The 23,932-nt window shown below is 49.4% G+C and carries 22 protein-coding genes; 12 read left to right on the forward strand and 10 right to left on the reverse strand.

All coding sequences use genetic code 11. The features are described 5' to 3' along the window. Nucleotides 1-268: 268 nt before the first annotated feature. The 5 genes from R6242_RS04130 to R6242_RS04150 form a co-directional block, all read right to left on the reverse strand. A complete protein-coding gene (locus R6242_RS04130; RefSeq protein ID WP_318424101.1) occupies nucleotides 269-970 on the reverse strand; it encodes a glutamine amidotransferase in 702 nt (233 codons plus the stop codon). Nucleotides 971-1,181: 211 nt separating this feature from the next. Next, the gene (locus R6242_RS04135; protein WP_318424104.1) at nucleotides 1,182-1,712 is read right to left on the reverse strand and encodes a hypothetical protein; all 531 of its coding nucleotides are present in this window, start codon (nucleotides 1,710-1,712) and stop codon (nucleotides 1,182-1,184) included. Nucleotides 1,713-1,760: 48 nt separating this feature from the next. Next, entirely contained in the window at nucleotides 1,761-2,306 is a 546-nt protein-coding gene (locus R6242_RS04140) for a peroxidase-related enzyme (protein ID WP_318424107.1), read from the reverse strand. 44 nt (nucleotides 2,307-2,350) lie between these two features. Next, nucleotides 2,351-3,082 (reverse strand): hypothetical protein, encoded by a 732-nt coding sequence (locus tag R6242_RS04145; RefSeq protein WP_318424110.1) that lies wholly within the window; start codon nucleotides 3,080-3,082, stop codon nucleotides 2,351-2,353. A 75-nt stretch (nucleotides 3,083-3,157) separates the two neighbouring features. Then, complete coding sequence (locus R6242_RS04150; protein WP_318424113.1) at nucleotides 3,158-3,808, reverse strand: MarR family winged helix-turn-helix transcriptional regulator; 651 nt, start codon at nucleotides 3,806-3,808, stop codon at nucleotides 3,158-3,160. Between the two features lie 150 nt (nucleotides 3,809-3,958). Between R6242_RS04150 and R6242_RS04155 the strand changes: the two genes are divergently transcribed. From R6242_RS04155 to yiaA, 6 genes are all read left to right on the forward strand, one after another. Continuing rightward, nucleotides 3,959-4,789 carry a PhzF family phenazine biosynthesis protein gene (locus R6242_RS04155; RefSeq protein WP_318424115.1) on the forward strand — a complete coding sequence of 277 codons (831 nt, stop codon included), beginning with the start codon at nucleotides 3,959-3,961 and terminating at the stop codon, nucleotides 4,787-4,789. A gap of 617 nt (nucleotides 4,790-5,406) precedes the next feature. After that, complete coding sequence (locus tag R6242_RS04160) at nucleotides 5,407-6,474, forward strand: M35 family metallo-endopeptidase (RefSeq protein WP_318424118.1); 1,068 nt, start codon at nucleotides 5,407-5,409, stop codon at nucleotides 6,472-6,474. Between the two features lie 145 nt (nucleotides 6,475-6,619). Next, nucleotides 6,620-7,633, forward strand: a complete 1,014-nt coding sequence (locus tag R6242_RS04165) for a hypothetical protein (protein WP_318424120.1) — start codon at nucleotides 6,620-6,622, stop codon at nucleotides 7,631-7,633. A 7-nt stretch (nucleotides 7,634-7,640) separates the two neighbouring features. Continuing rightward, nucleotides 7,641-8,978, forward strand: coding sequence for a peptidylprolyl isomerase (locus R6242_RS04170; RefSeq protein WP_318424121.1), 1,338 nt, complete (start codon nucleotides 7,641-7,643; stop codon nucleotides 8,976-8,978). Further along, the gene (locus tag R6242_RS04175; protein WP_318424124.1) at nucleotides 8,975-9,508 is read left to right on the forward strand and encodes a hypothetical protein; all 534 of its coding nucleotides are present in this window, start codon (nucleotides 8,975-8,977) and stop codon (nucleotides 9,506-9,508) included. The genes R6242_RS04170 and R6242_RS04175 overlap by 4 nt, the downstream gene beginning before the upstream one ends. Before the next feature lie 155 nt (nucleotides 9,509-9,663). Continuing rightward, complete coding sequence (gene yiaA, locus R6242_RS04180; RefSeq protein ID WP_293937111.1) at nucleotides 9,664-10,107, forward strand: inner membrane protein YiaA; 444 nt, start codon at nucleotides 9,664-9,666, stop codon at nucleotides 10,105-10,107. 31 nt (nucleotides 10,108-10,138) lie between these two features. Here the strand turns inward: yiaA and R6242_RS04185 are convergent, their stop codons facing one another. The 5 genes from R6242_RS04185 to R6242_RS04205 all read right to left on the reverse strand — a co-directional run bounded on the left by R6242_RS04185 (nucleotide 10,139) and on the right by R6242_RS04205 (nucleotide 15,804). Then, nucleotides 10,139-10,654: a GNAT family protein gene (locus R6242_RS04185; protein ID WP_318424128.1), complete on the reverse strand. Its 516-nt coding sequence runs from the start codon at nucleotides 10,652-10,654 to the stop codon at nucleotides 10,139-10,141. A 32-nt stretch (nucleotides 10,655-10,686) separates the two neighbouring features. Continuing rightward, entirely contained in the window at nucleotides 10,687-11,196 is a 510-nt protein-coding gene (locus tag R6242_RS04190; RefSeq protein ID WP_318424130.1) for a GNAT family N-acetyltransferase, read from the reverse strand. 37 nt (nucleotides 11,197-11,233) lie between these two features. Next, nucleotides 11,234-12,271, reverse strand: coding sequence for an ABC transporter ATP-binding protein (locus R6242_RS04195; protein WP_318424133.1), 1,038 nt, complete (start codon nucleotides 12,269-12,271; stop codon nucleotides 11,234-11,236). Between the two features lie 586 nt (nucleotides 12,272-12,857). Beyond that, entirely contained in the window at nucleotides 12,858-14,450 is a 1,593-nt protein-coding gene (locus R6242_RS04200) for an iron ABC transporter permease (protein WP_318424136.1), read from the reverse strand. Between the two features lie 316 nt (nucleotides 14,451-14,766). Continuing rightward, nucleotides 14,767-15,804 (reverse strand): extracellular solute-binding protein, encoded by a 1,038-nt coding sequence (locus R6242_RS04205; RefSeq protein ID WP_318424139.1) that lies wholly within the window; start codon nucleotides 15,802-15,804, stop codon nucleotides 14,767-14,769. 887 nt (nucleotides 15,805-16,691) lie between these two features. Here R6242_RS04205 and R6242_RS04210 point away from each other — a divergent pair. The 6 genes from R6242_RS04210 (at nucleotide 16,692) to R6242_RS04235 (ending at nucleotide 23,774) form a co-directional block, all read left to right on the forward strand. Further along, complete coding sequence (locus R6242_RS04210) at nucleotides 16,692-17,612, forward strand: YncE family protein (protein WP_318424142.1); 921 nt, start codon at nucleotides 16,692-16,694, stop codon at nucleotides 17,610-17,612. Nucleotides 17,613-17,703: 91 nt separating this feature from the next. After that, nucleotides 17,704-18,123 carry a nuclear transport factor 2 family protein gene (locus R6242_RS04215; RefSeq protein WP_318424144.1) on the forward strand — a complete coding sequence of 140 codons (420 nt, stop codon included), beginning with the start codon at nucleotides 17,704-17,706 and terminating at the stop codon, nucleotides 18,121-18,123. A gap of 9 nt (nucleotides 18,124-18,132) precedes the next feature. Beyond that, on the forward strand, nucleotides 18,133-18,639 hold the full coding sequence (locus R6242_RS04220; protein WP_318424147.1) for an RNA polymerase sigma factor: 507 nt from the start codon (nucleotides 18,133-18,135) through the stop codon (nucleotides 18,637-18,639). A gap of 7 nt (nucleotides 18,640-18,646) precedes the next feature. Then, on the forward strand, nucleotides 18,647-19,462 hold the full coding sequence (locus R6242_RS04225; RefSeq protein WP_318424150.1) for an anti-sigma factor: 816 nt from the start codon (nucleotides 18,647-18,649) through the stop codon (nucleotides 19,460-19,462). Between the two features lie 227 nt (nucleotides 19,463-19,689). After that, nucleotides 19,690-20,598, forward strand: coding sequence for a recombination-associated protein RdgC (locus R6242_RS04230; protein WP_318424153.1), 909 nt, complete (start codon nucleotides 19,690-19,692; stop codon nucleotides 20,596-20,598). Between the two features lie 596 nt (nucleotides 20,599-21,194). Further along, nucleotides 21,195-23,774 carry a TonB-dependent receptor gene (locus R6242_RS04235; RefSeq protein ID WP_318424157.1) on the forward strand — a complete coding sequence of 860 codons (2,580 nt, stop codon included), beginning with the start codon at nucleotides 21,195-21,197 and terminating at the stop codon, nucleotides 23,772-23,774. The last annotated feature ends 158 nt before the right edge of the window (nucleotides 23,775-23,932 follow it).

A 23,932-nucleotide genomic window follows, 5' to 3' on the forward strand; every position in this document is an offset into this window, starting at 1 on the left:
ACCGTCCGAGCGACGCAGGCCAACAGCGGCCGACCTTGGGGCCATGCTAAATGAAATTTAACAGAAAGACGAGGGAGTCCTAAGAAGGACTGTTTTAGAGGCTTGTTTTTGCAACAGCGATCAAATTTGGGCAAGGATGCATCCCTATTTAGCGCTTTAGGATAGCGATACTATAAGCTTACGCCACCAGCCCACACTAAATCAGGAGAGCCAAAATCGCTATTGTCAAGGTGCTGGGAATAACCGCTAGTCCAATACGCATTCAATTTTACAAACCTTGCAGTGCCCCCGCCAACCATTGCCGCAACATCGCCCGCCCTGCGACGACCGCTAGCTCTGCTTTCTGTTGGCTTTCTGCACGCAAAGCTGGAATAGAAATGTCCTCTTCAGATAGCTCGCCAGTATGGCCGATCAGCCAGGTTTCGATTTGTCTGCCGTCCACCTCAGGATGGAACTGTAAGCCCAAGCCGTAATATCCAATAGAGAAAGCCTGATTAAGCGTCAGCGCCGTGCTAGCCAGATGCAGCGCACCCTGCGGCAAATCAAAGGTATCGCCATGCCAGTGTAAGAACGGCACACCAGCCAAAGGTGCCAGTGCAGAAGCCTGCCCTGCAACACTCAACTGCAGGCTCCCCCAGCCAATTTCTTTCGCCTTACCCGGATACACTTTTGCGCCCAACGCTGCGGCCATCAGTTGTGCGCCAAGGCAAATCCCAAGCGTAGGTTTTTGTGCTGCAAGGCGGTGGGCAATGCCGCTTATTTCTTCTAACAAGTAAGGATAGTCGGCCGTCTGATACACGCCCAAGGGCCCGCCTAGCACCACAATCAGCGCTGCATTCAGCCATTCATCTTCACTCAATGTTTGCAGCCCTGCCTGCCGGTATTCAATGCTAAAGCCCTGCTCTAATAAAACATTTTCAAAGCAGCCTAGGTTTTCAAAAGCGAGGTGTTGTAAGGCTATGCATTTCATAAAGCGTCCTTTGTATTTATGTTTGAGGCTGGATTTGTAAATGACTAAAAAACCTAAAAAAACCAAATTTAGCGCCTGTTTTTCTCGATGAAACGCCGTACCCTCTGCGTTCTCTATGGCTCAAGGTTTGAATTTTGGCTGCGTAACATCAGTTTAATAAGCAGCTACAGAGCACCATGAGTATGCTCTGCTGCGGAGTTCGCTTTAGGCTTTAGATTTGGCATTTTTCTGCATCGCACTTTAGTGATTCAAAATCCTCTACCGTTTTATCCACCGCAATAGGCTCCGCCAGCAAGCGCCCAATGGCGACGCCAAGCTGCAAATCGTCCATCACGCCAAAGTGTTGCATACGAATCACTCCCTGACGATCAATCAGTACAAAGGTAGGCGTACCTTGCATGGCATAGGCCTGCATTGTCAGGGGGATGGGGCTGCTATCCGCCACCTGATCGATTCCCACCGAGAAGGGGATCCGGTATTCGTGCAAAAACACCTGCAAGACATCCGCCCCCATCACCGCGTGATGCTCAAAAACCGTGTGCAGCCCAATTACAAGCAGCTCAGCGGGGGCAAAATTGCGGCTTACCGCTACGGCCTGTGGGATGCCATGGCTCACACAGCCTGGGCAAAGCATCTGAAATGCATGCAGCAAAACCACGCGTCCGCGCAAGCTTGCCAGCGATGGCACTGGCTGATTAAACCACTGAGAAACGCGTAGCTCTGGGGCTTGATGATGAGGCATTTTACTTTCCTTTTTTGCAGGCAGGGCAGCTACGCCCTGCCGCCCTTTTTAAACCACTGGATTTAGCTTTACTGCAGGGAAATCCACCGGCACCTGAAACGCCACATTCACGTAATTGGTAAACAGATTCAACGCCACATGCGCAAGAATTTCGACGATATGCTCGTCATCAAACCCTGCTGTGCGCAGCGCCTGCACATCGCTATCGCTTACCTGCCCACGCTCTTTCACCAGTTTTAATGCAAAGCTCAAAGCCGCCGAGGTTTTGGCGTCAGTAGACTGCCCAGCTTGTGCTGCGGCCATTTCAGCCTTACTCAGCCCCGCGTTCACCCCCAACAAGGTGTGCGCGGCGAGGCAATATTCGCAGCGGTTGTAATCCGCCACGGCAACGGCGATTTGCTCACCCAATTTCGCCCCCAGCACACCCGCACCCAAGGCACCAAAAGCAGTCCACATGCTTTTCAGCGCAGCGGGTGAATTAGCCACCGCCCTGAACATATTCGGCGTGGCGGCAAAAGCACCGTGGATTTGATCGAGCAATTGCTTACGATCGGCGGTTGTTTCGGTGGCACTAATAAGATTTACGCGTGACATTTTGATTCTCCAAAGTAAATAACAATCAGGCTCTCAGAAAAGAACTACTCATTCACCTTACCCGGCAACGACAGGTTTCCTGACGCCACCTTGAACACATTCGCCACACATAGCAGGGGCGAATGAATGCTCTCGTTAACGCGCAGAGCGGCGCTGACGCCATCAAACCCCGCGCTATTGACCACGCCGATATCATCAAAAGGCACGTGCACTTCCAGCGTATTGCCTTTAAAAATGGGGCTCCAGCCTGGGCTATCGATCAAAATTGGCAAGCCCGGCCAAGTTTTGGGCAGACGAGGCTGGCTCCCTGCGGCGATATCGACCACTTTTAAAGCATCCTTACCGCAAGCCTGATCAACCTGTAATACCACCCAATGCGAGTGCCAAAAATTGCCGTCATTCTTAGGATTGCCATCGCCGTTTTCATCAAATAGCGGGGTATCGTCAAAATCAGGGTGGACGGTCACGGCAAAGGCCAAAATACCGCTTTTAGGTTCAAAACCTACCATTGCTGGATCCAGCGTGGTGGGCCAAACGTAAGAAAATACTTGGCTACCGGCCAGCTTGCCGACTTTGGAGGGTTTTAATTTCCCCGCCTTGCCTGAAGTGACAATAGAGAAAATCGCCGTATTTCCCTCGGTGCGTATGCGGGTTTGCACCAAATCAAAAGAGGCTTGCACGCCCTTGGCCGCAGCACTTTGGATGCCATGCTGGTGGGCAAAACTGGCCGAACTGATTGCAGCGATAAATACTGCTAAATAGATATTTTTCATCATGACTTCCTTGTAAAAGTTTACACAGCACGCGCATTAAATTAGGAATCCTAACTAAATAACGCAAAAAAAAACACCCTAAAGATTTAGCCAGTTACGGCTTACCACCTGCTCTTCGGCCGCAATATGCTCGGGGCAATCAAGGCGCAATAAAGCCTTAGGCAAGGGCGCATCAAGCAAGCGACAATGATGCGGCGCGGCTGGATCTGCATGCACACCAGCAGCAAAATACTTACAACTTACACAAGCGCGGATTTCCGGAAAACGCTCCGCCCGCTGCAACTGGCCAATTAAGGCCAGCAAAGCACTAAACAACTCATTTTGCGCAGACTCCGGCAGGCCCTCTACCGCCGCGCTCGCAAACTGCATCGCAGCTGTTAGCTTTTGCGCCAATTCATGCCCCGCCAAGGTTAGCTTTAAGGCAACGGCACGGCCATCATCGGCTGCTTTTACTTTCTCCAGCAACCCTTTAGACGACAAGGATGCCACCGAATCGCTCGCGGTTGCGGTGGTTACACCCAACTGCTGAGCCATCCAAGACAAGCGCACCCCCTCACGGCGGCCATGCAAAATCTCCAACACATCCAGCTGAGTAGGGTTTAGTCCCTCTGCCGTAGCAAATTGCCATGCGCCGGTCCGCAGCACTGAAGCGATGCGGGAAATTGCACTGATAATTCTTTCACCCTTTGCAGGGGTATCGCCCCAAGGAGCTTTTTGATCGTTGTCCATACCGGCATCATGATACGGCCCCAGATAACTGTCAAGGATTCCTAATTAATATTTAAAAGCCTGCTATTGCCTTGAACATCAGAGTGGCAGCCTCACCTTGAACTGAGCAACGCCAAACTCAGCCAACCGACCATCAAGAGTGAATACACCATGAATGTGCTAAAAATTGCTGCTTTTTCTGATGGATCGCAAGGCGGTAATCCAGCGGGGGTGGCGCTTTGCGACGCCTTACCTGACGCGCCCACCATGCAGCGTATTGCTAAGGAAGTCGGTTTTTCTGAAACCGTTTTTGCTGAACCAGACCCAAGCGGCTGGCGGCTTAGGTATTTCTCCCCTGAATCAGAAGTGCCATTTTGTGGCCACGCCACCATTGCATTAGGTGCGGCGTTGGCGCTGCAAGCTGGCGATGGTGTGTTTCAACTCCAGCTTAATCACGCCAAAATCAGCGTAGAAGGCCACGCTCAAGGCGGCGAATTAACTGCAGCATTGCAATCCCCACCTACCCACAGCAGCGCCGCCCCCGCCGAGCTGGTCACCGCCGCACTCAAGCTCTTTGCTCTCGATCAGCAAGACTTAGACTCGCGTATCAACCCCGCCCTCGCCCATGGCGGAGCAGATCATTTGGTGCTGCTGCTCAAGTCCCGCGCTGCGCTAGCGGCGATGCACTACGACTTAGACAGTGGGCGTCAGCTCATGAAAGACGCAGGCTTGGTGACTATCTTGCTGGCTTTTGCCGAGAACGATCAACTCTTTCACACCCGCAACCCTTTTGCATCAGGCGGCGTGTATGAAGACCCCGCCACCGGCGCGGCAACTGCGGCCTTTGCTGGCTTGCTTAGAGATATAAACTGGCCACACGGCGGAGTGATCAATGTGATTCAAGGTGAAGACATGGGCATGCGCTCGTTATTGCGGGCAAAAATTGGCCCAACCCTTGGCGAATCCATCCGCGTGTCTGGCAGCGCCCACCTTATGGGGTAAAGCGGTGCTGCCGCATACTCAACCGCGGCGGCAGAGCAACGTCCTTGTCTGTAAGCCGCTGATTTAAAGCTTTCAAAGCCCCATCTTGCAAACCGCCATACACAAACATTAAATGTAAGTAGATCGTATCAATCCGTGGGCACGCCCACTCTACATTGACTCATGCGGCTAAAATTCACCTTTACGCATAGCACTGCATAGCGGTTTATTTAGGGAACCTCGAAAAACCCATCCGGTCTCATAATACTGCGCTGCGCTTTAAAAAAACTTCCTTACATATCAAACATATGCAGCGTCGGCTTTTTTAAATCGCGCCTTGTCTTATTTAGAAATATAGGTTTTTCGAAGCCCCCTTTAGCCGATCAGTTTGATAAAAAAACAAAAAAACACCTGCTCTCACGAAACAAATGCCATCGTTTTTATATCAAAATAGTATTTACTTGTTATTCGAAGCACATTCAAACTTTATTGACTAGAGTAGATTCACGCACAATAACAGCTTATCCCATTACTTTAAAAACAAACAGCCTATTCCTGCTCTGGCTTTAATTGCCATGGTATTGCTGCGTGCGTTATCCAGATCGTTTTAATCACTCACTTTATTCTTGGAGTAAATAATGATTTTTAAAAAAGGATTTCGCACGTATATCACCGTACTGGCTGCTGCCTTAGGTTTTTCAGGCCACGTAAATGCTCAGGATGTAGCCATTAGCTTAAGCTTTGATAAAAATACTTTATCAGAAAACGATGATGTATTTGTAAATGTAACAATGAAAAACACCACCTCATCCCCGCAATATATTTTAAAATGGCATACGCCTTTTATTGCTGCACAAGAAGCTTTATTTGATGTTTATCGGGATGGAGTAAAGGTGAATTACCTTGGCCCTATGGTAAAGCGCCCTGCTCCAATTGCTAGTGATTTTTTTGAGCTAAAACCTGGCGCAATCTATCAGCAAAAAGTGGAATTATCCGCACTTTATGATATGCGGGTCAGTGGCAATTACACCATTCAATACCGCGCTAATGCACCCCATGTTTTAACTGACAAAAAATCAAACGGCATTAGCCAAGAAGCGCTGATTTCCCCTTCAGATAGCGTCAATATCTGGATTAACGGCAGCCTGCCACGCGGCAGTGTAAGCAATGAGCTGGCACCGGAATCTCTTGCAGGTGGCGCGCTCACGCTCAGCCAGTGCTCCGCATCGCAAACTGCCTTGGTTAAATCAGCCTTTAGCGCAGCGCAAACCATGTCCCAAAATGGGGATAGCTATCTGCAAGCTGGCACAAATAGCGTGCGTTATAGCACATGGTTTGGTAAATACGATTCCGCCCGCTATGCCACGGTAAAAAGCCACTATGTGGCGATTAAAGATGCGTTTTTAAATAAGCCAGTGACGGTGGATTGTGGCTGCAAAGACACTTATTTTGCCTACGTTTACCCCAACCAGCCTTACAAAATATATGTTTGCAACGCATTTTGGACAGCGCCGCTCACGGGTACAGATTCCAAAGGTGGCACTTTAGTGCATGAAATGAGCCATTTTTATGCGGTGGCCTCCACCAAAGACAATGTTTATGGCCAATCTGGCGCTAAAAAACTGGCTATTAGTGACCCAGCCAAAGCCATTGCCAACGCCGATAGCCATGAGTACTTTGTAGAAAACACCCCAAGTCAGCCTTAAGCCAACTAGCCGGTGAACAACCTTTGCTCACCGGCCCCGCCAGAAATGTCTTCGTCATAAATCTTACCTATTAGTGAAATCTGATATTGATAGTCTGTGCATCTGCTCAAGCCGCCCTCCCCTATGCAGCTAAAAGGATCTATTGATGAAACTTGCTTATATTGCCGCAGCCGCTCTTTGCCTTTCTGCGATTCCTGCCCACGCTTGGGATCAGACTACGCATAAGCGCATTGTGCTAGATGCGATGGCCTTTATTAAAAACAATCCCAGCAGTAATCAATATCAGAAACTGGCCGCAGGCATTAGCAAGGCGGGTTTTAGTTGGGAGCAATTTGCCGATGCTGTGGGTCAAGGCGCTTACGATGTAGATGACTTTGCCGATACTTATCTTTGCGGTGCCACCACGGGCAGCTGTCAGATTTCACCGGTATACAGCACGCTTAAAATTGCCCAGTACACCTCTTACTGGCATTTTCAAAATCACACCGCTGGCGCTGACATACACGGTAATAAATTTGGTGGCTACAACTATGCCAAGCTAACGGTGGCGGGCGATATCGACAAACTGGCTAAAACTTGGCTGATTGGTGATTATCTAGACGATGGTCCTGGTGGATTAAAAGGCTGGTTTGGCGACAGCTCCAAATACAATAGCTACGGCCTCACCGAAGCCCATTACCGCTTGGGCGGCACGTCTACTGCCAATATGTACGCCGATTTTGAAACCATGCCATTTCAGCCGATTGATAATCTGGGCCAGTACTGGTGGCAGCAGTTTTTGGCCAAACCCAGCGCCCAGACGCTTGGTTTTGTAATGCACACCACCGATTTATTACAGCCCCACCACACTTGGACTACCTCCGCCAATAATCACTCCGGCTGGGAAACATGGGTGAAGGATTATTACGATTCTGAGCAGCTAAATAACCCAGCCTTAGTTAGCGCTGCTTTAAAAGACTTTAGCCCGCTTAGCCCTAGCGACACCGATATTCGCCCGCTTCTCACCGAAGGCGGCACCTATTCCTATAAAAATGGCGGCATTGTTTTATCCTCCACCGATCATGGCGATCGGGTGCGGGTGGCCAAGCAAATGATTCCCCACGCCATTGCTATGGTTGTGCATCTATTAAATCGCTCTGCAGAGCGCCTTGCCCAATAGGATGGCCATGATGTTTAAGCTTTTTGCCGGTTTAACGCTCATTCTTGCTAGTACATGCGGCCAAGCACAAATTTCCTATCAGCTGCAAAACAATGCGCTGGCGGCCAAGATGAATGCAGAAGAGCTACACCGTTTTAGCTTAGACAATATGCAGCAGCTGGCCGTCGGAAAAGCACCGCTTTCCCGCACGGCTTTGCTGGCGCAAATGCTAAGCCAGCGACTACTAGCGGCAGAGGCACGGCGGCTATACCCGCCTGAAGTATTGCACCCCGCCAGCCGTATCGCCTTTGCCCGAGATGTGGCGATTGAAGATCGGCTGGCCTCTTCCCTAAGAGCGCTGTATGGCAAAGAGCTGGATCAGGCGGTTAAAGCCCTGCCTGGTGGCACGCTCAAAACGCTAATTCAGGAAGAAAACACCCTAAGTGCCAGCCAGCAGCAGGCTATTTTTGGTGCTCCCGCACAAGCCACGCTGGAATACGCCTTAAAGCCTGCGCAAATTAATCTGGCCAAGCAAGGCAGCCTTTTGCGCTATCAGCTGCCCAATGGCCAGAAAGGCAGCCTTTCTCTCTACGATATTTACCACCGCCAAAATGTGCAGGGGCGAATCGAGCTTTACGCAGCGAATCAGCCCTATCTAAGCCAGCAGCTGCAAATTGCCTTTGCCAACCTGTATACAATTTACTGGGCGGAGCAAAAATTTGGCACGGCGGCCATAAATGACTACCGCCGCTGCTTAAACGATCAGGAAGACGCTGAAGCGCTGATGAAAATCTATGGCATTGGCGATCAGCACGATAGCAGTGATTTCTTAGATGCCTTAGCGAAAAAGGTGAGCAAGGATGAGGTGCAAGCCTACTACCTAGCGCATAAAGCACAATTTAAGCGCATCGCCAAGGTAAAAGCGCGCCATATCCGTGTAGCCGATGAAGCGCTCGCTAAAAAGCTGATCCTTAGGCTAAAAAATGGTGAAGACTTTGCCAGCCTTGCTAAGCAATACTCCATTGCGGATAGCGCTAAGCAGGGCGGCGATTTGGGTTGGATAGTGCATCAAGGCACGCTAAGCTGGCTGGCTCAGATTGCATTTAGCCAAACAGAGCTATCCCAAGCCTTTCGGGCGCCGGTGGGGCCAGACGACGCAGCCAGCTGGGACATCATCAAAACCGAGCAGCGCGTAGAAGACTATCAAAGCGCCAGCTCAGAAGCGGTGCGCTACGCCGCCAGCGCCGAAATCGCCCATCAAAAAGCCTCACAGCAGTTAAATACTCTGCTCAAACAACAGTGGCAAAACGCCAAGATTGAAGTCAGCCCAGCAGTAGGCAAGCTGACACTGCAGGTTTTGGAATGAAACGGCTATTAATCGCACTAGGGCTAGCTCTGGCTTGGCGGCTATGGCCGCAGCCGCAGATCAGCGCTCCACCACAGGCGCAACAAACCGCCAGCACCGCCACGCCACGCCAATCTATAGCCGCATCCGATTGGCTCAAACGCTTTTATCCAGATGCAGGCAACACCCAGCAAGCAGCACCGCCGGCTTATATTGCAGCGGCAGAAAGCATGGCCGATGCGCGCATCAATGGCGACCCACGTACCCCGCCCATCATACGCAGCAATAATTCAGAAGCCGCCACGCCCGCAGAGCTAGCCGATCACCCCGCCTATAAGCAGTATGAAGCAAGGCAAAATCTACGCGAGCTGGCCGCTTTTAGTGCGGCAGTCCCCGAAAAAATCCGGCAATTACGTGAGGATATCAACCGTGGCCGAGCGGCAGGCATTGCCCCAGAGTTGATCGCCGGGCAAGAAGAAAAAGTGCTGCAGCTAGAGGAGATGCGCAGCCAGCTGATCACTGAGCATCCAGAAATCAGTGCCACGCATTAAGCGCAATACGCTTTGGCACTTTATGCATCCCATCGGCTGCTTCTTTCTACTTATTGCAATAAATCACGCATTAATTTAACCTGCTGCTGACCAAGGCAGACAGAAAATTACGATTCTGCGCTTATAAATACGATTTATCACTGGCAGAAATGAATATGAAACTGAAGCATAACGGGCCTTCTGGTGCCTTTGTTGGCGCATCTTGGCTTGCGCTTTTTATTGGCTCAATCACCTATTCCACTGGACTATGGAATGCAGCTATGGCCTTAAATGAAAAAGGCTATTACTTTACCCTGCTGCTTTATGGTTTATTTGCGGCAATCTCTTTGCAAAAATCAGTTCGCGATCGCATAGAAGATATCCCAGTAACCAACCTCTATTTTGCTCTATGCTGGATTTCTATTGCATCGGCTCTGCTGTTACTGGCCATTGGCCTGTGGTATGCAACCATTACCCAGAGTGAGAAAGGCTTTTATGCCATGTCTTATTTACTTAGCCTATTTGCAGCAGTGGCTGTGCAAAAGAATGTGCGAGATATCGCGCTGTATAAATCGAGCACAGATGACGTTGGCAAAAGTGATTTAGAAAGCTTTAAATAACACTTACAATCTGCAAAACAAAGCCAAGGGCTTAAGCCCTTGGCATAGCGCCTAGCTCTAAAACATCTGCTCGACCAAACACCCACTGCACCAATAAATCACCCTCCATATCAAGCTGACTGCCCTGCTTGGTGAAACCCAGCTTTTTCACGAGTTGAGTTGATTGTGTGTTGTTTGGATCAACCTGCGCCACCACCGTACTCACCTCTGCGTCTAAAAAAGCCTTTAGCAGCAATTGGCGCACGGCAGCGCTGGCAAAGCCTTGCTGGCGGCAACTTGTCGCCACGGCATAGCCAATTTCTACTTGGCCATTAATAGGTGCACCTTTAAAGCCGCAACTGCCCACCACGGCATGGTCTGCCTTGCGGAGTAAATGAAATGGCCGCGCCCATTGCTCTGCCACACCCAAAGCCAATTGAGCAAGCGCGCGCACGGCCACAAAACTGGGTAATAGCGCATCACGGCCCACTTCTCCATATAAACCTTCAGGTATTTTATCCAGGGCAATCGCAGTTAAATCCTGAATAGGTGATAAATAAATTGGCATTGGTTTCCCATATTGCATTGCTACATACAATATCAGCCCCGTATTGGCAGCGCTAATACCAGATGCTCTTCATGAATAAAAACACCATCAACCCGCATTGAGTTCTTTTCTAAGGCATAAGGCTCAAAACCTAAAGAAATATACAACGCCTTTGCACTTTGATTTTCTATATTTACGCTTAAGCTAATTTGCACAATATTAGGATCAGAATAAACATCATCCAGCAAAATCAATAATAAGCGCCGAGCAATCCCTTGTTTACGCTGCATGGCTTGGGTATAAACACCAAATATAGTGGCCTTATGTTGCAATTTGGCCAAGCCATATCGTTTTAAACCTGCAATAGCAATTAAATTTGATTCTAAAAAAACACCATAGATCGTTTCATAAGGGTCACTGAGCTGCTGGCAAAAACTATCCAGCTCTCTGGCACGAATTTCCTCAGCATTAGGCCAAAAAGAGCGAGGGGAATTTTGTACCGCCTCTAACCGAATGGCTTTAAGTGCTGCGGCGTCATGGATGGTGAGTTTTCTAATTAACATGCAATATCCTGCAATAGTTAAAAACACCTTCCAATACTTAGCCGCGCTTAAACGCAATCACGTGGTCAATTTCTAATCGAATACCGATATCCTCACCCAGGGCGTGGTTGTGATGGCTAGGCACAAGGGATAGGACTTTCTGCCCAGAAGGTAGAGCTAGGGTGTAAAGAAACTGCGCACCACGGAATGCTTTTGCCAGCACTCTGGCTTTCATGCTGCTTGCATCGTCATGCAGCACATCATCAGGGCGAACCAGCACATCGGCTACGCAGCCCATGCAGCAGTTTTCTGGCATTTTGCCGTGCACGATGCCCAGCTCAAACTCAACCTTACCACCCGCAGCAACAACGCCCGGCAGTAACACCCCTTCACCCACAAAATCGGCCACAAAGCGGTCCAGCGGCTGGTGGTATAAATCGTAAGGCGTAGCCCATTGGCGGATACGGCCTTCGCTCATTACGCCGACCTTATCCGCCACGGCAAAGGCTTCCCGCTGATCGTGGGTCACCAAAATAGCCGTCATGCCTGCGGCTTTTAAGATGGCGCGTACTTCTTGCCCCAGCCTTTCGCGCAGCTCAACGTCTAGATTTGAAAAAGGCTCATCCATCAGCAAGAGCTGTGGGCGTGGGGCCAGCGCACGCGCTAAGGCTACACGCTGCTGCTGCCCGCCTGATAATTCATGCGGATAGCGCTGCTCAACATGATCTAAACCTACCAGCTTTAAAGCATCGGCCACCCGCGTGGCCTGCTCTGCTTTGCCAGCCCCACGCAAGCCAAAAGCAATATTTCCCGCCACGGTAAGGTGAGGAAAAAGCGCGTAATCTTGAAACACCATGCCAATCTGGCGCTGCTCTGGCGGCAGCATTTTTGCTGCGCTGCTCACCTCTTTACCCGCCAGTACGATGCTACCCGCTGCTGGCTTTTCAAAGCCAGCAATAGCGCGTAACACCGTGGTCTTACCGCAGCCAGAGGCCCCCAGCAGGCAGCCAATCTCTCCCACTTGCAAATCCAGTGACAAATTTTCAACTACGGTACGATCACCAAGGCGAATCGCAAGATCAGATAGTTGCAGCATATCAATCCTCAAAACAAACCAGAACAAAAAAACCTAAGTTCTGTAAACACGGGGAATAGCAAAAAGATAAAAACGCACCAGCTTTGCGGAACAGCTCAGAAAGAATAATTTCAAACATTAAAAACAAGCAAATCGTCATCCCCGAGTGTTTTTATCGGGGATCCAGTGATTTTTAGCTCAGTAGCGCTGGATTCCCGCCTTCGCGGGAATGACGACTCAATAAGCTACGCCGCTAGTCAGGAAAACCTATTCCACGAAAAAACGTAAAGCACGAACGGTGGTACGCGGCCACAGCCAAGGTGCTATTCATACGCTAAGCCATAAAAATTAACCTGATTATGTCGCTTGCTCATTTTTTGCCGTTTGTCTGAGCATATCAACATTAATAGAGTTAACTCGTAGGGGCGCTGCTTGCTGCGCCCTCGCTGAACAGGGCGCAGCAAGCAGCGCCCCTACAGCATACTGGCCTACATGTAATATATGGCTTTGTTTGAGCAAGAGACATCATCAGGAAAATCAATGTGTATTCTTGGCTTTTTTCGTGCATTTCGTATTGTTCGTGGACAAATAGCCTTTGTGCATATCATCAGTCTTCCGTTTTTCTTACCAGCAAAATGACTGGGATCAATCCCATCAGTACGATAAAAAAACTGGGCAGAGCGGCACGTTCCCACATGCCTTCGGAGGTCATTTCAAACACGCGCACAGCCAAAGTGTCCCAGCCAAAGGGGCGGGTCATCAGGGTGATCGGCATTTCTTTCATCACATCCACAAAAGCAATCAGCATCGCTGTGAGCAAACCACCGCGCAGCAGCGGCAGGTGTATGCGTCTGAGCACTTGCCTTGACGATAGGCCTAAAGACCTTGCCGCGTCTTCTTGATTACGGGTAATTCTTTGCATGGCACTTTCTACTGGCGCAAACGCAACGGCCATAAACCGTACAGCGAGTGCCAGCAGCATCACCAGCAAAGTCCCTTTTAATACTTGCGTGGTGGCAATACCAAAGTAAGCCACAATAGGGATCAGCAGATTATCCAGCCAAGCAATCGGGATAAACACGCCCACCGCCAACACCGTACCCGGCACGGCATAGCCTAAGGTAGCGATGCGCACCAGCCAGCGGGTGTCTGCATAGCGGCGCTGCACATACACCAGTAGTAAGCCCAATGCGGTAACAAGCAAGGCGGCCATTGCGCCAATGGCAATCGAGCGCAAAATGAATCCAAGATAGCGAGCGTCAAAATCCAGCGCCCAAACGCCTTTTACCCACACCAAAAGCTGAATCATCGGAATAATAAAGGCCATCAGCAGCACCAGCCCACACCACACCACGGCCAGCCAACGGCCCGCACCACGCAGCACGATACGTTCAGCCGTTCCGCCCCTTACCGCATAATGCCGACGACCTCGCCCCCACTGTTCGGCCACGGCCAGTACCAGTACAAACAGCACTAAAATGGAGGCCAATTGCGATGCCGCAGGCAGATTAAATAGCGAAAACCAAGACTGATAAATAGCGGTAGTAAACGTGTCATAATTAAAAATAGATACCGTGCCAAAGTCTGCCAGCGTTTCCATTAACACCAAGAGTAAGCCGCCCACAATCCAAGGGCGCGCCATTGGTAAGGCCACCTTAAAAAACGCTATGCGCCGCGACATACCCAGCATTTGCGCCGCCTCAAGCGCACGTTTGCCCTGCGTCAGAAAAGCATTTCTAGCGAGCAAATACACATAAGGGTAAAACGCCAGCGTCAGCACTAAAATCACCCCGCCGGTTGAGCGGATACGCGGAAACCAAGCCGAATCCCCCATCCATTCACGCAGCAGCGTTTGCACTGGGCCGGTAAAATCCAGCAGGCCAACTTGCACAAAAGCCAGCACATAGGCGGGCATGGCTAGCGGTAGCATAAGGCTCCAGGCAAAGAAGCGCCGCAGCGGAAAATCACACACTGCAGTAAGCCAAGCCAGCGAAACCCCCAGCAGCAGCACACCCACGGACACGCCCAGCAGCAGTATGGCGGTATTTTTAAGCACGCGGGGTAGCACATACTCAGAGAGATGCTGCCAAATTTCTGGCTGCGGGTGCAAGAAAGAAGACAGCACCACCAGCAGAGGAATTAAAGTGAGTAAGGCAATGGGTAAGGCGTACAGAGATCCTCTGGAGAACAGTTTTTGCATAAATGATTAAAAGCCCAGATGAGAAACGGGCAAGCAGAGATCTGCTTGCCCGTTGCGTATTATGGAGTGCGCTTCGTCAGCTCACAAGAAACAATTCTTATTCACCGATTAGATCATCGCAGGCCGGATCAACCCGCCGTTTGTATTGTTGGGCTTCGTTTCACTCAGCGCCAACCTACAGCCATTCAAATTTAGTTGCGCATCAACACTTATGTAACTTTTTTAGCGCATATCGGCTTGCAGCCGCTCTACGATATGAATGATGAGTTTGGGCAGAGACATATCAAGCAACTTGATGCATATAGTGCATTAGGTTTTAACGATAACCCGCCCTATCCATCAAACGTACCGCAGTGGATTGCAGCTCACCGGCTTTAGATACATTAATCACATTTGATTTAAATGACCCCCAGCCCGCCACCAGCGGTGAGGCTTTAATTTTAGGATTTGCAGGGAATTCCATATCTTTATCGGCGTAAAGATTTTGTGCTTTATCTGACGACAACCACTCTACAAGCTTGATAGCGCCTTCAGGATTTTTAGCATAACGCGTCACGCCAGCACCCGATACATTCACATGCACACCTTCGGCTTGTTGATTCGCCCAGAAAATACTGACGGGTAAATTAGGCTGCGCCTCAATCAAACGGCCAAAGTAGTAAGTATTGGCCACACCCACGTCACACTGGCCAGCGGCAATCGCTTTCAGCATGGCGGTATCGTCTTGGAACACGTCGGTAGCCAGATTATCGACCCAGCCGCGCACAATTTTCTCGGTTTTAGGCTCGCCATATTGGGCGATCATCATGCCAACCAACGACTGGTTATAGACTTTTTTAGAGGTACGCAGGCAAAGCTTGCCTTTCCACTTTGGATTAGCAAGGTCTTCGTAAGTAGATAAATCTGTGGCTTTTACTTTGTTCTTATTAAAAAACATCGTGCGGGCACGCACCGATAAGCCATACCACTCACCCTTAGGATCACGCAAATGCGCAGGGATATTGTCATTAAGGGTGTTTGATTTAATCGACTTTAACAGGCCCATTTTAGAGGCTTGCCACAAATTACCCGCATCCACTGTAATCAATGCATCAGCCGCCGTATTTTGGGCCTCAGCCCGCAGACGCTCCAGCAGAGGGCCTTCTTTATCCGTCAGAAGCTTAACTTCAACCCCTGTTTCTTTAGTAAAGGCATCAAGTAAAGGCTTGAGTAGCTGCTCATTCCGAGCGGAATAAAGCGTAACACTTTCTGCATGGGCCAAAGAAGTCGCAGCAAGCAAGGAGGCAAGTACAAGACGCTTCACGGAAATTCCTTCTTTAAAATGTAAACAAACATCACGAGGATTAGAAACCATTCTCAATACGCGGCAAAGAATGACATAGACACGCAAAGAAGGGAAGACACAAATACACTAAAAAACACCGCCCAAGCAACGCTCAGCACTACTTATACAACAAGCATAACCCAGCTAAATCAAGCAAGCTGCCATTCAGTAGCGGATCTCAATACACCTCTTTTTTTACCCCAACCATCATAGCTAAGGCCAGTAAAACGTGCGAGAAAGAGGCTTATCGAAGCGGCACGGTGTAAACACCATTGATACAAAGCCCCCCAAATTAAACAGCCTCCGCCCGCTTTGACGTTTAGTTTTACTAAACAACTTATTCAAATCATTTAGATATGGAAAATAGATGACTCAGTTTATGCTGGCCTCTTGTTAGGAATAAACCATTTTTAAGTAAGATTAAAATTATTAACAATCGTTTTTTCTAGTAAGAAAATTAAATCAATAAACACACAACGGGATACTAAACGTTTAGAAAGAAATGTCATTTTCAGGTAAATACGTTTACCCAAAATACAGTGCAAAAATGGCTAAAAATATAGCCTAATTTCATAAAAAACGGCTTTACTTTCCAAACTGTTAGTAATTTAAAGCGCTCATCACCCAAGAGGAAGCATCGCAGGTAGCGGCCTATCTTTTTGAAACTCAACACCCTAAAAAATAAGCCACCTGCTGTTTGCTCGGCAAGCACGCCCTCTACCGAGCAAAAAAAATCTCACATGAAATGGAATAAAACGGCGCAGTCGTACGTCCACCTTAATAAGTATCGCTTTGCATGCTGCAAAGCCCTTTTCTTAAACAGGATCAATATGACGCGCCCTTTTCGTGCCACCGCAGCCCCGCTTTGTACTGCTCTTTTATTGCTGACTTGTAGCTCTGGTTTATGGGCAGCTGACATGAGCCCCGTAAAATTTGACAGCCAGATCCGTAACAATTCACTGGCCCTGAGCCCAGATGAAAACACCGCCGTGGTGTCTTATAGCGAGCGCTCAGAGCTGCTTGTTTACGATCTTAAAAAAGGTGAACTTCGCCAAACCTTGCCAGGCTATATCACGCCAAGAAATATTGTTTTCGCCCCAGATGGAAAATCGTTTTATGTCTCCGACAGCAGTCTGGGTGAAGTCATAAAAACAGATACCACCACACTTCAAATCCAATCGCGCATGGCCGCAGGCCCAGGTGCCTTTGGCACCGCGATCAGCAAAGATGGCCAAAATTTATATCTGAATAACCAAGCTTCAAACACTGTCACCCGTTTTGACACCCGCAGTGGACTGGCGCGCAGTGTGATCACCGGCTTTGCTCAACCACGCCAGGGAGTAAAGCTAAGCCCCGATGGCAGCAAGCTCTATGTCACCAATTTTCTAGGCGACAAAGTCACCATTGTTGACACTAAGACCGACAAAATTGAGGGTGAGATCAAAGACTTCAGCAAGATTCGCGCAATTTCAATTAGCGCAGACGGCAAGACGCTGTTTGCAGCCAATAGCGGCACACACACTCTTGCTGTTGTAGATATTGCCAAGCGGGAAATCCAGAGCCTCGTCGCTGTCGGCCGCGAGCCTTACGGTGCAGCGCTCTCGCCGGATGGTCGTTTTATTTATTCGGGCAATCTGGCCGATCAGACTGTTTCGGTGGTTGATGTTGCCACTCTACAGGTGGTTGCCACCATCACTGGCTTTAAGCAGCCGCGCCAAGCCATTGCATTTACCCGCGACGGAAAATTGGCCTATGTGCTGAATGAAGATTTAAGCATTGCCAAAGTTGACCGAGATACCCAGAAAATTGTGCAGCAAATCACTGCCGCCCCAAAGTGAGCACCACTTTAATAATGCAGATCTAGCGAAGCGGGATTCCCCTGCCCAGCTAACTGTTTCCACACCCGACAACACAAAGGATTGATACGCCATGCTTAAACGCGCCCTTTTACCCGCAGCCCTCCTTTTGCTGAGCACTCATGTTTTTGCCTCACCCGCAGAAGACAGCCGTGCTCACTTTCAAAGCATCGCCTCAGGGGATGTTGTACAACTGATGCAAAACTACGCCGAGCAAGCACAATTCAACTGGGTAGGCGGCCCTATTGATGGCCTCTATGCTGGCAAAACAGCCATCAACACGGTATGGAGTAAATTTACCCAAACACAGGGCACGCAAAAAGTCAGCGTCGAAAAACTAGAAGAATCACTCAATCCCAAAGGGGCAACCGTCACTGCCAATGTTTTCTTTGAAGGCAAAGCCAAGATCAAAGTCCGCTATGTGCTGACCTGGCGTGAAGGAAAAATCATCAGTGAAACATGGCAAATTGATCCACAATTAAATTTTAACTAAGCGCATTCCATGCGGCTCGACGAACACGAGCTTCTGAATATGCTGCCCCGCCTGCGCAGATATGCGCGGGCGTTAGTGCGGCATAAAGAGGAGGCAGATGATCTGGTGCAAGACACACTAGAACGCGCATGGCTGAAATCCAGCCTGTGGCGAGGGGTTGCTGATATGCGCGGCTGGTTATTCAGCATCATGCATAATCTGCACGCAGATGGTGTTCGCCGCCCGCGCATTCACACGGTTGAGCTGGATGACAACACCCCGGAAATCCCAATTGCCGCCCGGCAAGGAGAACAGCTGGCGATGCGTGATTTACAAGCGGCACTCAATCAACTGCCCGATGAGCAAAGGGAAGTATTATTACTCGTGGCACTAGAAGAAATGGCTTATGCAGAGATTGCTAAAACACTCAATATTCCTATCGGCACGGTGATGTCCCGGCTATCACGAGGCCGTGAACGCTTACGCATCGTGCTAGAAGCACAAGATAAACCTGTCCGCTTAAAAATCGTCAAATGAGCACCCTATGATGAATCCAACGCACACGGTGACCGAAGCAGAACTCCACGCCAGTATTGATGGGCAGCTCTCCCCTGGCAGGCGGCTGGAAGTTGAAGCTTATCTGGCAGCGCACCCCGAAGAAGCACGGCGTATGCAAAGCTATCAGGCACAAAAACAGGCGCTGCGCGATTTATATAATCCTGTGCTGGATGAAAAAATATCCGCTCACCTACAATATGCAGCCAAGCCGCCAAGGCCGTGGCATTTGCAAAGGATTGCCGCTGGCATCGTCATCGCAATCAGCAGCGCCGGATCAGCATGGGTCGCAAGAGGGCTAGCCGATGAAAACACGCTACAAACCGCCTTTATCCAGCCCTCTGTCGGTGATTACGCCCCCCATAAGTTGGCAGATTTTGCCCGACGGGCCGCCGTGGCCCATGTTGTTTACAGCCCAGACACCCGCCGTCCTGTTGAAGTTGGCGCTGATCAAGCTAAACAATTGGAAAACTGGCTGTCGAATCGCTTAGGCGCCCCGATCAAGCCACCCAGCCTGCAATCTGTCGGCTATACCCTGATCGGCGGCCGACTTCTGCCGGGCGAGCGCGGGCCGGTTGCCCAGCTGATGTACCACGATGCATCCGGCCAAAGGCTAACGCTGTATGTCACCCAAGAAATCCCATCAACCCAAGCCACAACCGACTTTCAGTTTGGTCAGGACGGGCCAGTAAACGTATTTTACTGGGTGGATAAAAGCATGGGCTATGCGATTTCCAGTGGTACTGCTCAAGCGGATTTATTGCGTGTTGCAAAATTTGTTCACCAGCAAAAAATAATGATGTAAGCCCGCCTAACAAGCCAACACTCAGATCTTGCCTTTGGCGGCGCGCTACCAAGCGTCCCCAAAATAACACTCCGCTATTTGAACCACCTTGCTACAGGCAAATTTTTGGCTGGACAATCACGGTCGTAACGCTTAATTTATCGAAATTCAAGATCACTCACTTCCTTCTGAGCCACACATGCTCAGTAAGTAAAACTCCCCATCCTGCCTCTAATCGAGTTTCTACCATGCTCTGGTTTCGTAATATTCAGCTCTACCGTCTTAATCCCGATCATGCGCTTAGCGTTGAATCGATTGCCGAATCCTTACTTAAAAAGCCATTTTTCCCCTGTGGCAGCCACGACTTAATGTCGCAAGGTTGGGTTGCCCCTGCTCCGCATATTCCTGACGAATTCATCTTTGCCCGCCAAGATATGGTGTTGGTTTGCTTAAAAACAGAAGAAAAAATCCTGCCCGCAGTGGTGGTTAAACAAGAAGCCGAAGAGCGCATCCGCCAGATAGAGGAAGAAGAAGCGCGCAAAGTAGGCCGTAAAGAAGCCAAAGATATTCGCGAGCGCGTGGCAGAAGAGCTACGCCCGCGCGCCTTCACCCGCGTCAGCACCCACCGCGCGCTGATCGATTTAAAACAAAACCTCATTATGGTGAACAGCTCCGCCGCTTCTAAGGCCGAACACTTACTGGTCTCGCTCAGAGAAGCATTAGGCAGCCTGCCAACCCGATTGATTCAAACCCAAGTCACGCCGCAAACGGCCATGACCAGTTGGCTAGAAAACGAAGTGCCGGTGCCGTTTGAGCTAGATGCCGATTGCGAATTAAAATTCCCAGGAGATGACGGTGCGATTGCCCGCTTTGTGCGCCAAGACTTACACAGCGACGAAGTAAAGCAGCATCTTGCCACCGGTAAATTAGTCAGCAAAATGGGCCTCACTTGGAATGAGCGGATTGCTTTTCAACTCACTGAAAAGTTAGAAATCAAGCGCATGAGCATGCTAGATGTGCTGCAAGACGAGCTAAAAGACGCGGATGTGGATAGCCAAGACGCGATGTTTGAATCTAGCTTTGCCCTGTCTGTGGGTGAGCTGCGTCAGTTTATTCCAGAGCTGATTACTGCGCTGGGTGAAGAGCTGGCGAGCTAAGCGCCCTGCCTCCCATACCAAAACGCCGCTCATTTTATGAGCGGCGTTTTTTTGCACTCCAGAATCAGCCTCTAGCTAAAACCTGAATCGCAACGTTAAAAAACCACAAAACACATAAAAGAAAACCATCGACCCCATGTATTTTTCTATAAAACGCGATGCAAGCTGCTAAATCAAGGATTTATAGCTTTACACCCCCGCTTTAAGCTTATGCATTTTGCTTTCAGGCAAGCTATTGATTTCCAATCAAAAAGCCCTAAACACTGCGGCAGATCCACCCTTATTAATACATTTCCCTGATATTTCCTGCCCTGTTTACGCCCCACACCATCCTTTATATTCCAAATAAATATATATAATTAATTTTATATTCTTTTTAGTAATTTTAAACGCTCGTTATAGTGCTTCACACCTTACCAAGAAAGCAATGCCATGCAAGAAAACCTCTTCTCTCTGATCGCCCTGCCCAACAGTCACTGCTGCTGCCGCTCACTTTAAACCACCCCTGCCTACATAAAACCGCTCCTTAACAAGACAAGGCGCAGGGACTCATTTTGCCTTTTTTTTCAGCACCACAGATATGTACCGAGGATAGTATGTTTAAACCATTAGCCATCGCGCTGGCCATTAGCGCTGCCTTTCCCGCTATTGCAGCAGAAACCACGCCCAATAAAGTAGAGCGCGTTACCGTAACCGGCTCTAATATTCGCGTCAGCCAAAAAGAAGGCGCAACCGCGGTACAAGTCATCACAGCCAAAGAAATCACCGCCAGCGGTAAAACCAGTATTTCTGATGTAATCCGCTCTATTTCAGCCAATAGCGGCAATAGCTATAACGAGCAATTTACGGGCAGTTTTTCTGCTGGCACCTCAGGCATTTCCTTACGGGGGCTCGGACAAAAAAATACGCTGGTATTAGTCAATGGCAAGCGTATTAGCAGCTATGCCACGGCACAAAACTTACAAGAAACCTTTGTCGACTTAAACAGCTTGCCGATGGCCGCAGTGCAGCGCATCGAGATTCTAAAAGACGGCGCTTCATCGCTCTACGGCTCAGACGCCGTAGCCGGTGTGGTGAATATTATTTTGTACTCTGAATTTAAAGGCACCGAGTTAAGCGCCGAGCTGGGCTCTTCCACCGAAGGCACGGGCCAAACCGAGCAAAACTTCTCGATCAAAACCGGCTACGGCAGCTTAGATGAAGACAATTTCAGCTTGGTTTTCTCACTGGATGGGCAAAAACGCAGCCAGTTAGACCAAAGCGATGTGAGCTGGATGAAAGATGGTGATTTTAGAAATCAATCTGGCGGCAGCCTAAACCGCGTCACCACCAATTTTTATAATGGCGACCCGACCAAACATATTGGCGGCTTACAAGGCCCATTACAGCTCACCGACTGGGGCAGTATTTCTGAGGGCAAAACCGGCCAAGTGTTGGCGTATAACGATGCGCCGTATAGCACGCTGATTCCAGCCATTGAGCGCTATCACGCCTCGGCACGCGGCACGTTAAAAATCAATGAGCAGACACAGGCCTATGCGGATTATCTATACAGCTATTCGCGTGCCGATCTGACTTTTGCAGCACCACTCACCGTCAGCAGCAGCTTACGCGCTTGGAATAATCAAAAACAAGCGCTGGATACCATCGCTAATAAGCTGCCGGTTGGCCACCCCAACAACCCAGGCACCACGCCACTAGACTTCACCGCCACGCTATTTGATCTTGGCAAACGCTTAAAAACGGATGAAGTAACACTGCAGCGCATTCTGGCGGGGGTAAAAGGATCGGCACACGGCTGGGATTGGGATGCTTCACTGGGCTACTCCCAAAGCACGCTGAAAGAAACCGTGCAAAATTTTGTTAATCGCTATGAGTACGAAAAGGTATTAAAAGACGGTAGCTATAACTTTTCCGATCAATCTAAAAATAGCGAAGAAGTGCGTAATCGCCTACGCCTTTCTACCCTAAGACCCGCAAAATCCAGCCTGATTACCGCAGATATCAGTGCATCCTCAGCCGAGTTGTTTGAATTAGCAGCAGGCAGCGTAGGCTTTGCGACCGGCGCACAATTTCGCCAAGAGAAAATGGATTCACGCACCTCCGATGCCATTCTCTCTGGCACCGAATTACGCCCTGCCATTAATATTATCAATGGTTCACGCAATGTCAGCGCGCTGTTTGCTGAGTTTAATATCCCCGTCATTAAAGACCTGAATATCAACGTGGCTGGCCGCGCCGATCATTACAGTGACTTTGGCAATGCTTTCTCTCCTAAAGCCAGCATTCGCTATCAGGCCGCAGATTGGCTGCTGCTACGTGGTACGGCATCACGCGGTTTCCGCGCGCCCTCTTTACCAGAAATAACCCAAAGTTCGGCAGTAAGCTATAGCGCAGTGATTGACCCACGCGACCCAGTAGAGCCAACTAAATCACGCGGCGTAACCAATATCATTGCGGCAAATAAAGACCTGCAGCCAGAACGCTCCGATAACTTTAACTTAGGTTTTGTGCTTTCACCGACTAGCGATAGCAGCATCGGAATTGATTACTACAACATTAAGCAAAGCGGTTTGATTGGCACTCAAACTGGCACAGATATTATTGCTAACGAAGCCCGTGACCCTAGCAAGATTGTTCGGGACGAAAAGGGCCGCATCAGCACGCTCTACCGTCAGTACAGTAATCTGGGAGATAGAGAAACCTCGGGAATTGATATCGATCTGCGTCAAAGTTTCAGAAGCAAAGACTATGGCAAGCTGACACTAGGCAGCCAGATTAGTCATGTTTTAAGATTTGCAGAGCCGCCATCGACCGGTGAGCCTTTAAGCGACGGTGCAGGCAGCAACCAGTTTGGTTCGATTCCAAAATGGCGCGCCGTCAGCGATGCCACATGGGAGATCGGTGCATGGTCAACCACGCTGACTTGGAATTTTGTTGGTGGCTACGATCAAGCCAATCCAAGCGCCAATGATACCGAAAAACGTGTTGGCTCCTTTAGTACCTTAGATTTAAACATCAGTTGGAAGCTGCTAAAAGACACCACCCTCAGCGCAAAAGTACAAAACCTAAGTAATACCCGCCCACCTTGGGATTCTTCAACCGACTTTTTTGACTACACCCAAGCCGACCCGCGCGGCCGCTTTGCCTCGGCTAAGTTAACTTATAAATTTTAAAAAAAGCGCCGCGTAAAAGCCCTGCAATTCATTTATTGCAGGGCTTTTTCACACCCAGCGCTCCTAAATTCACCTGGAAATAGCTATATGAAAACAGCCACATTGTGGTTTATCGCAGGGCAGCATGTTTAAAATTAATTTATACTTAATACGCCATA

The sequence above is a fragment of the Iodobacter sp. CM08 genome, from assembly GCF_033446605.1.
Lineage (GTDB): Bacteria > Pseudomonadota > Gammaproteobacteria > Burkholderiales > Chitinibacteraceae > Iodobacter.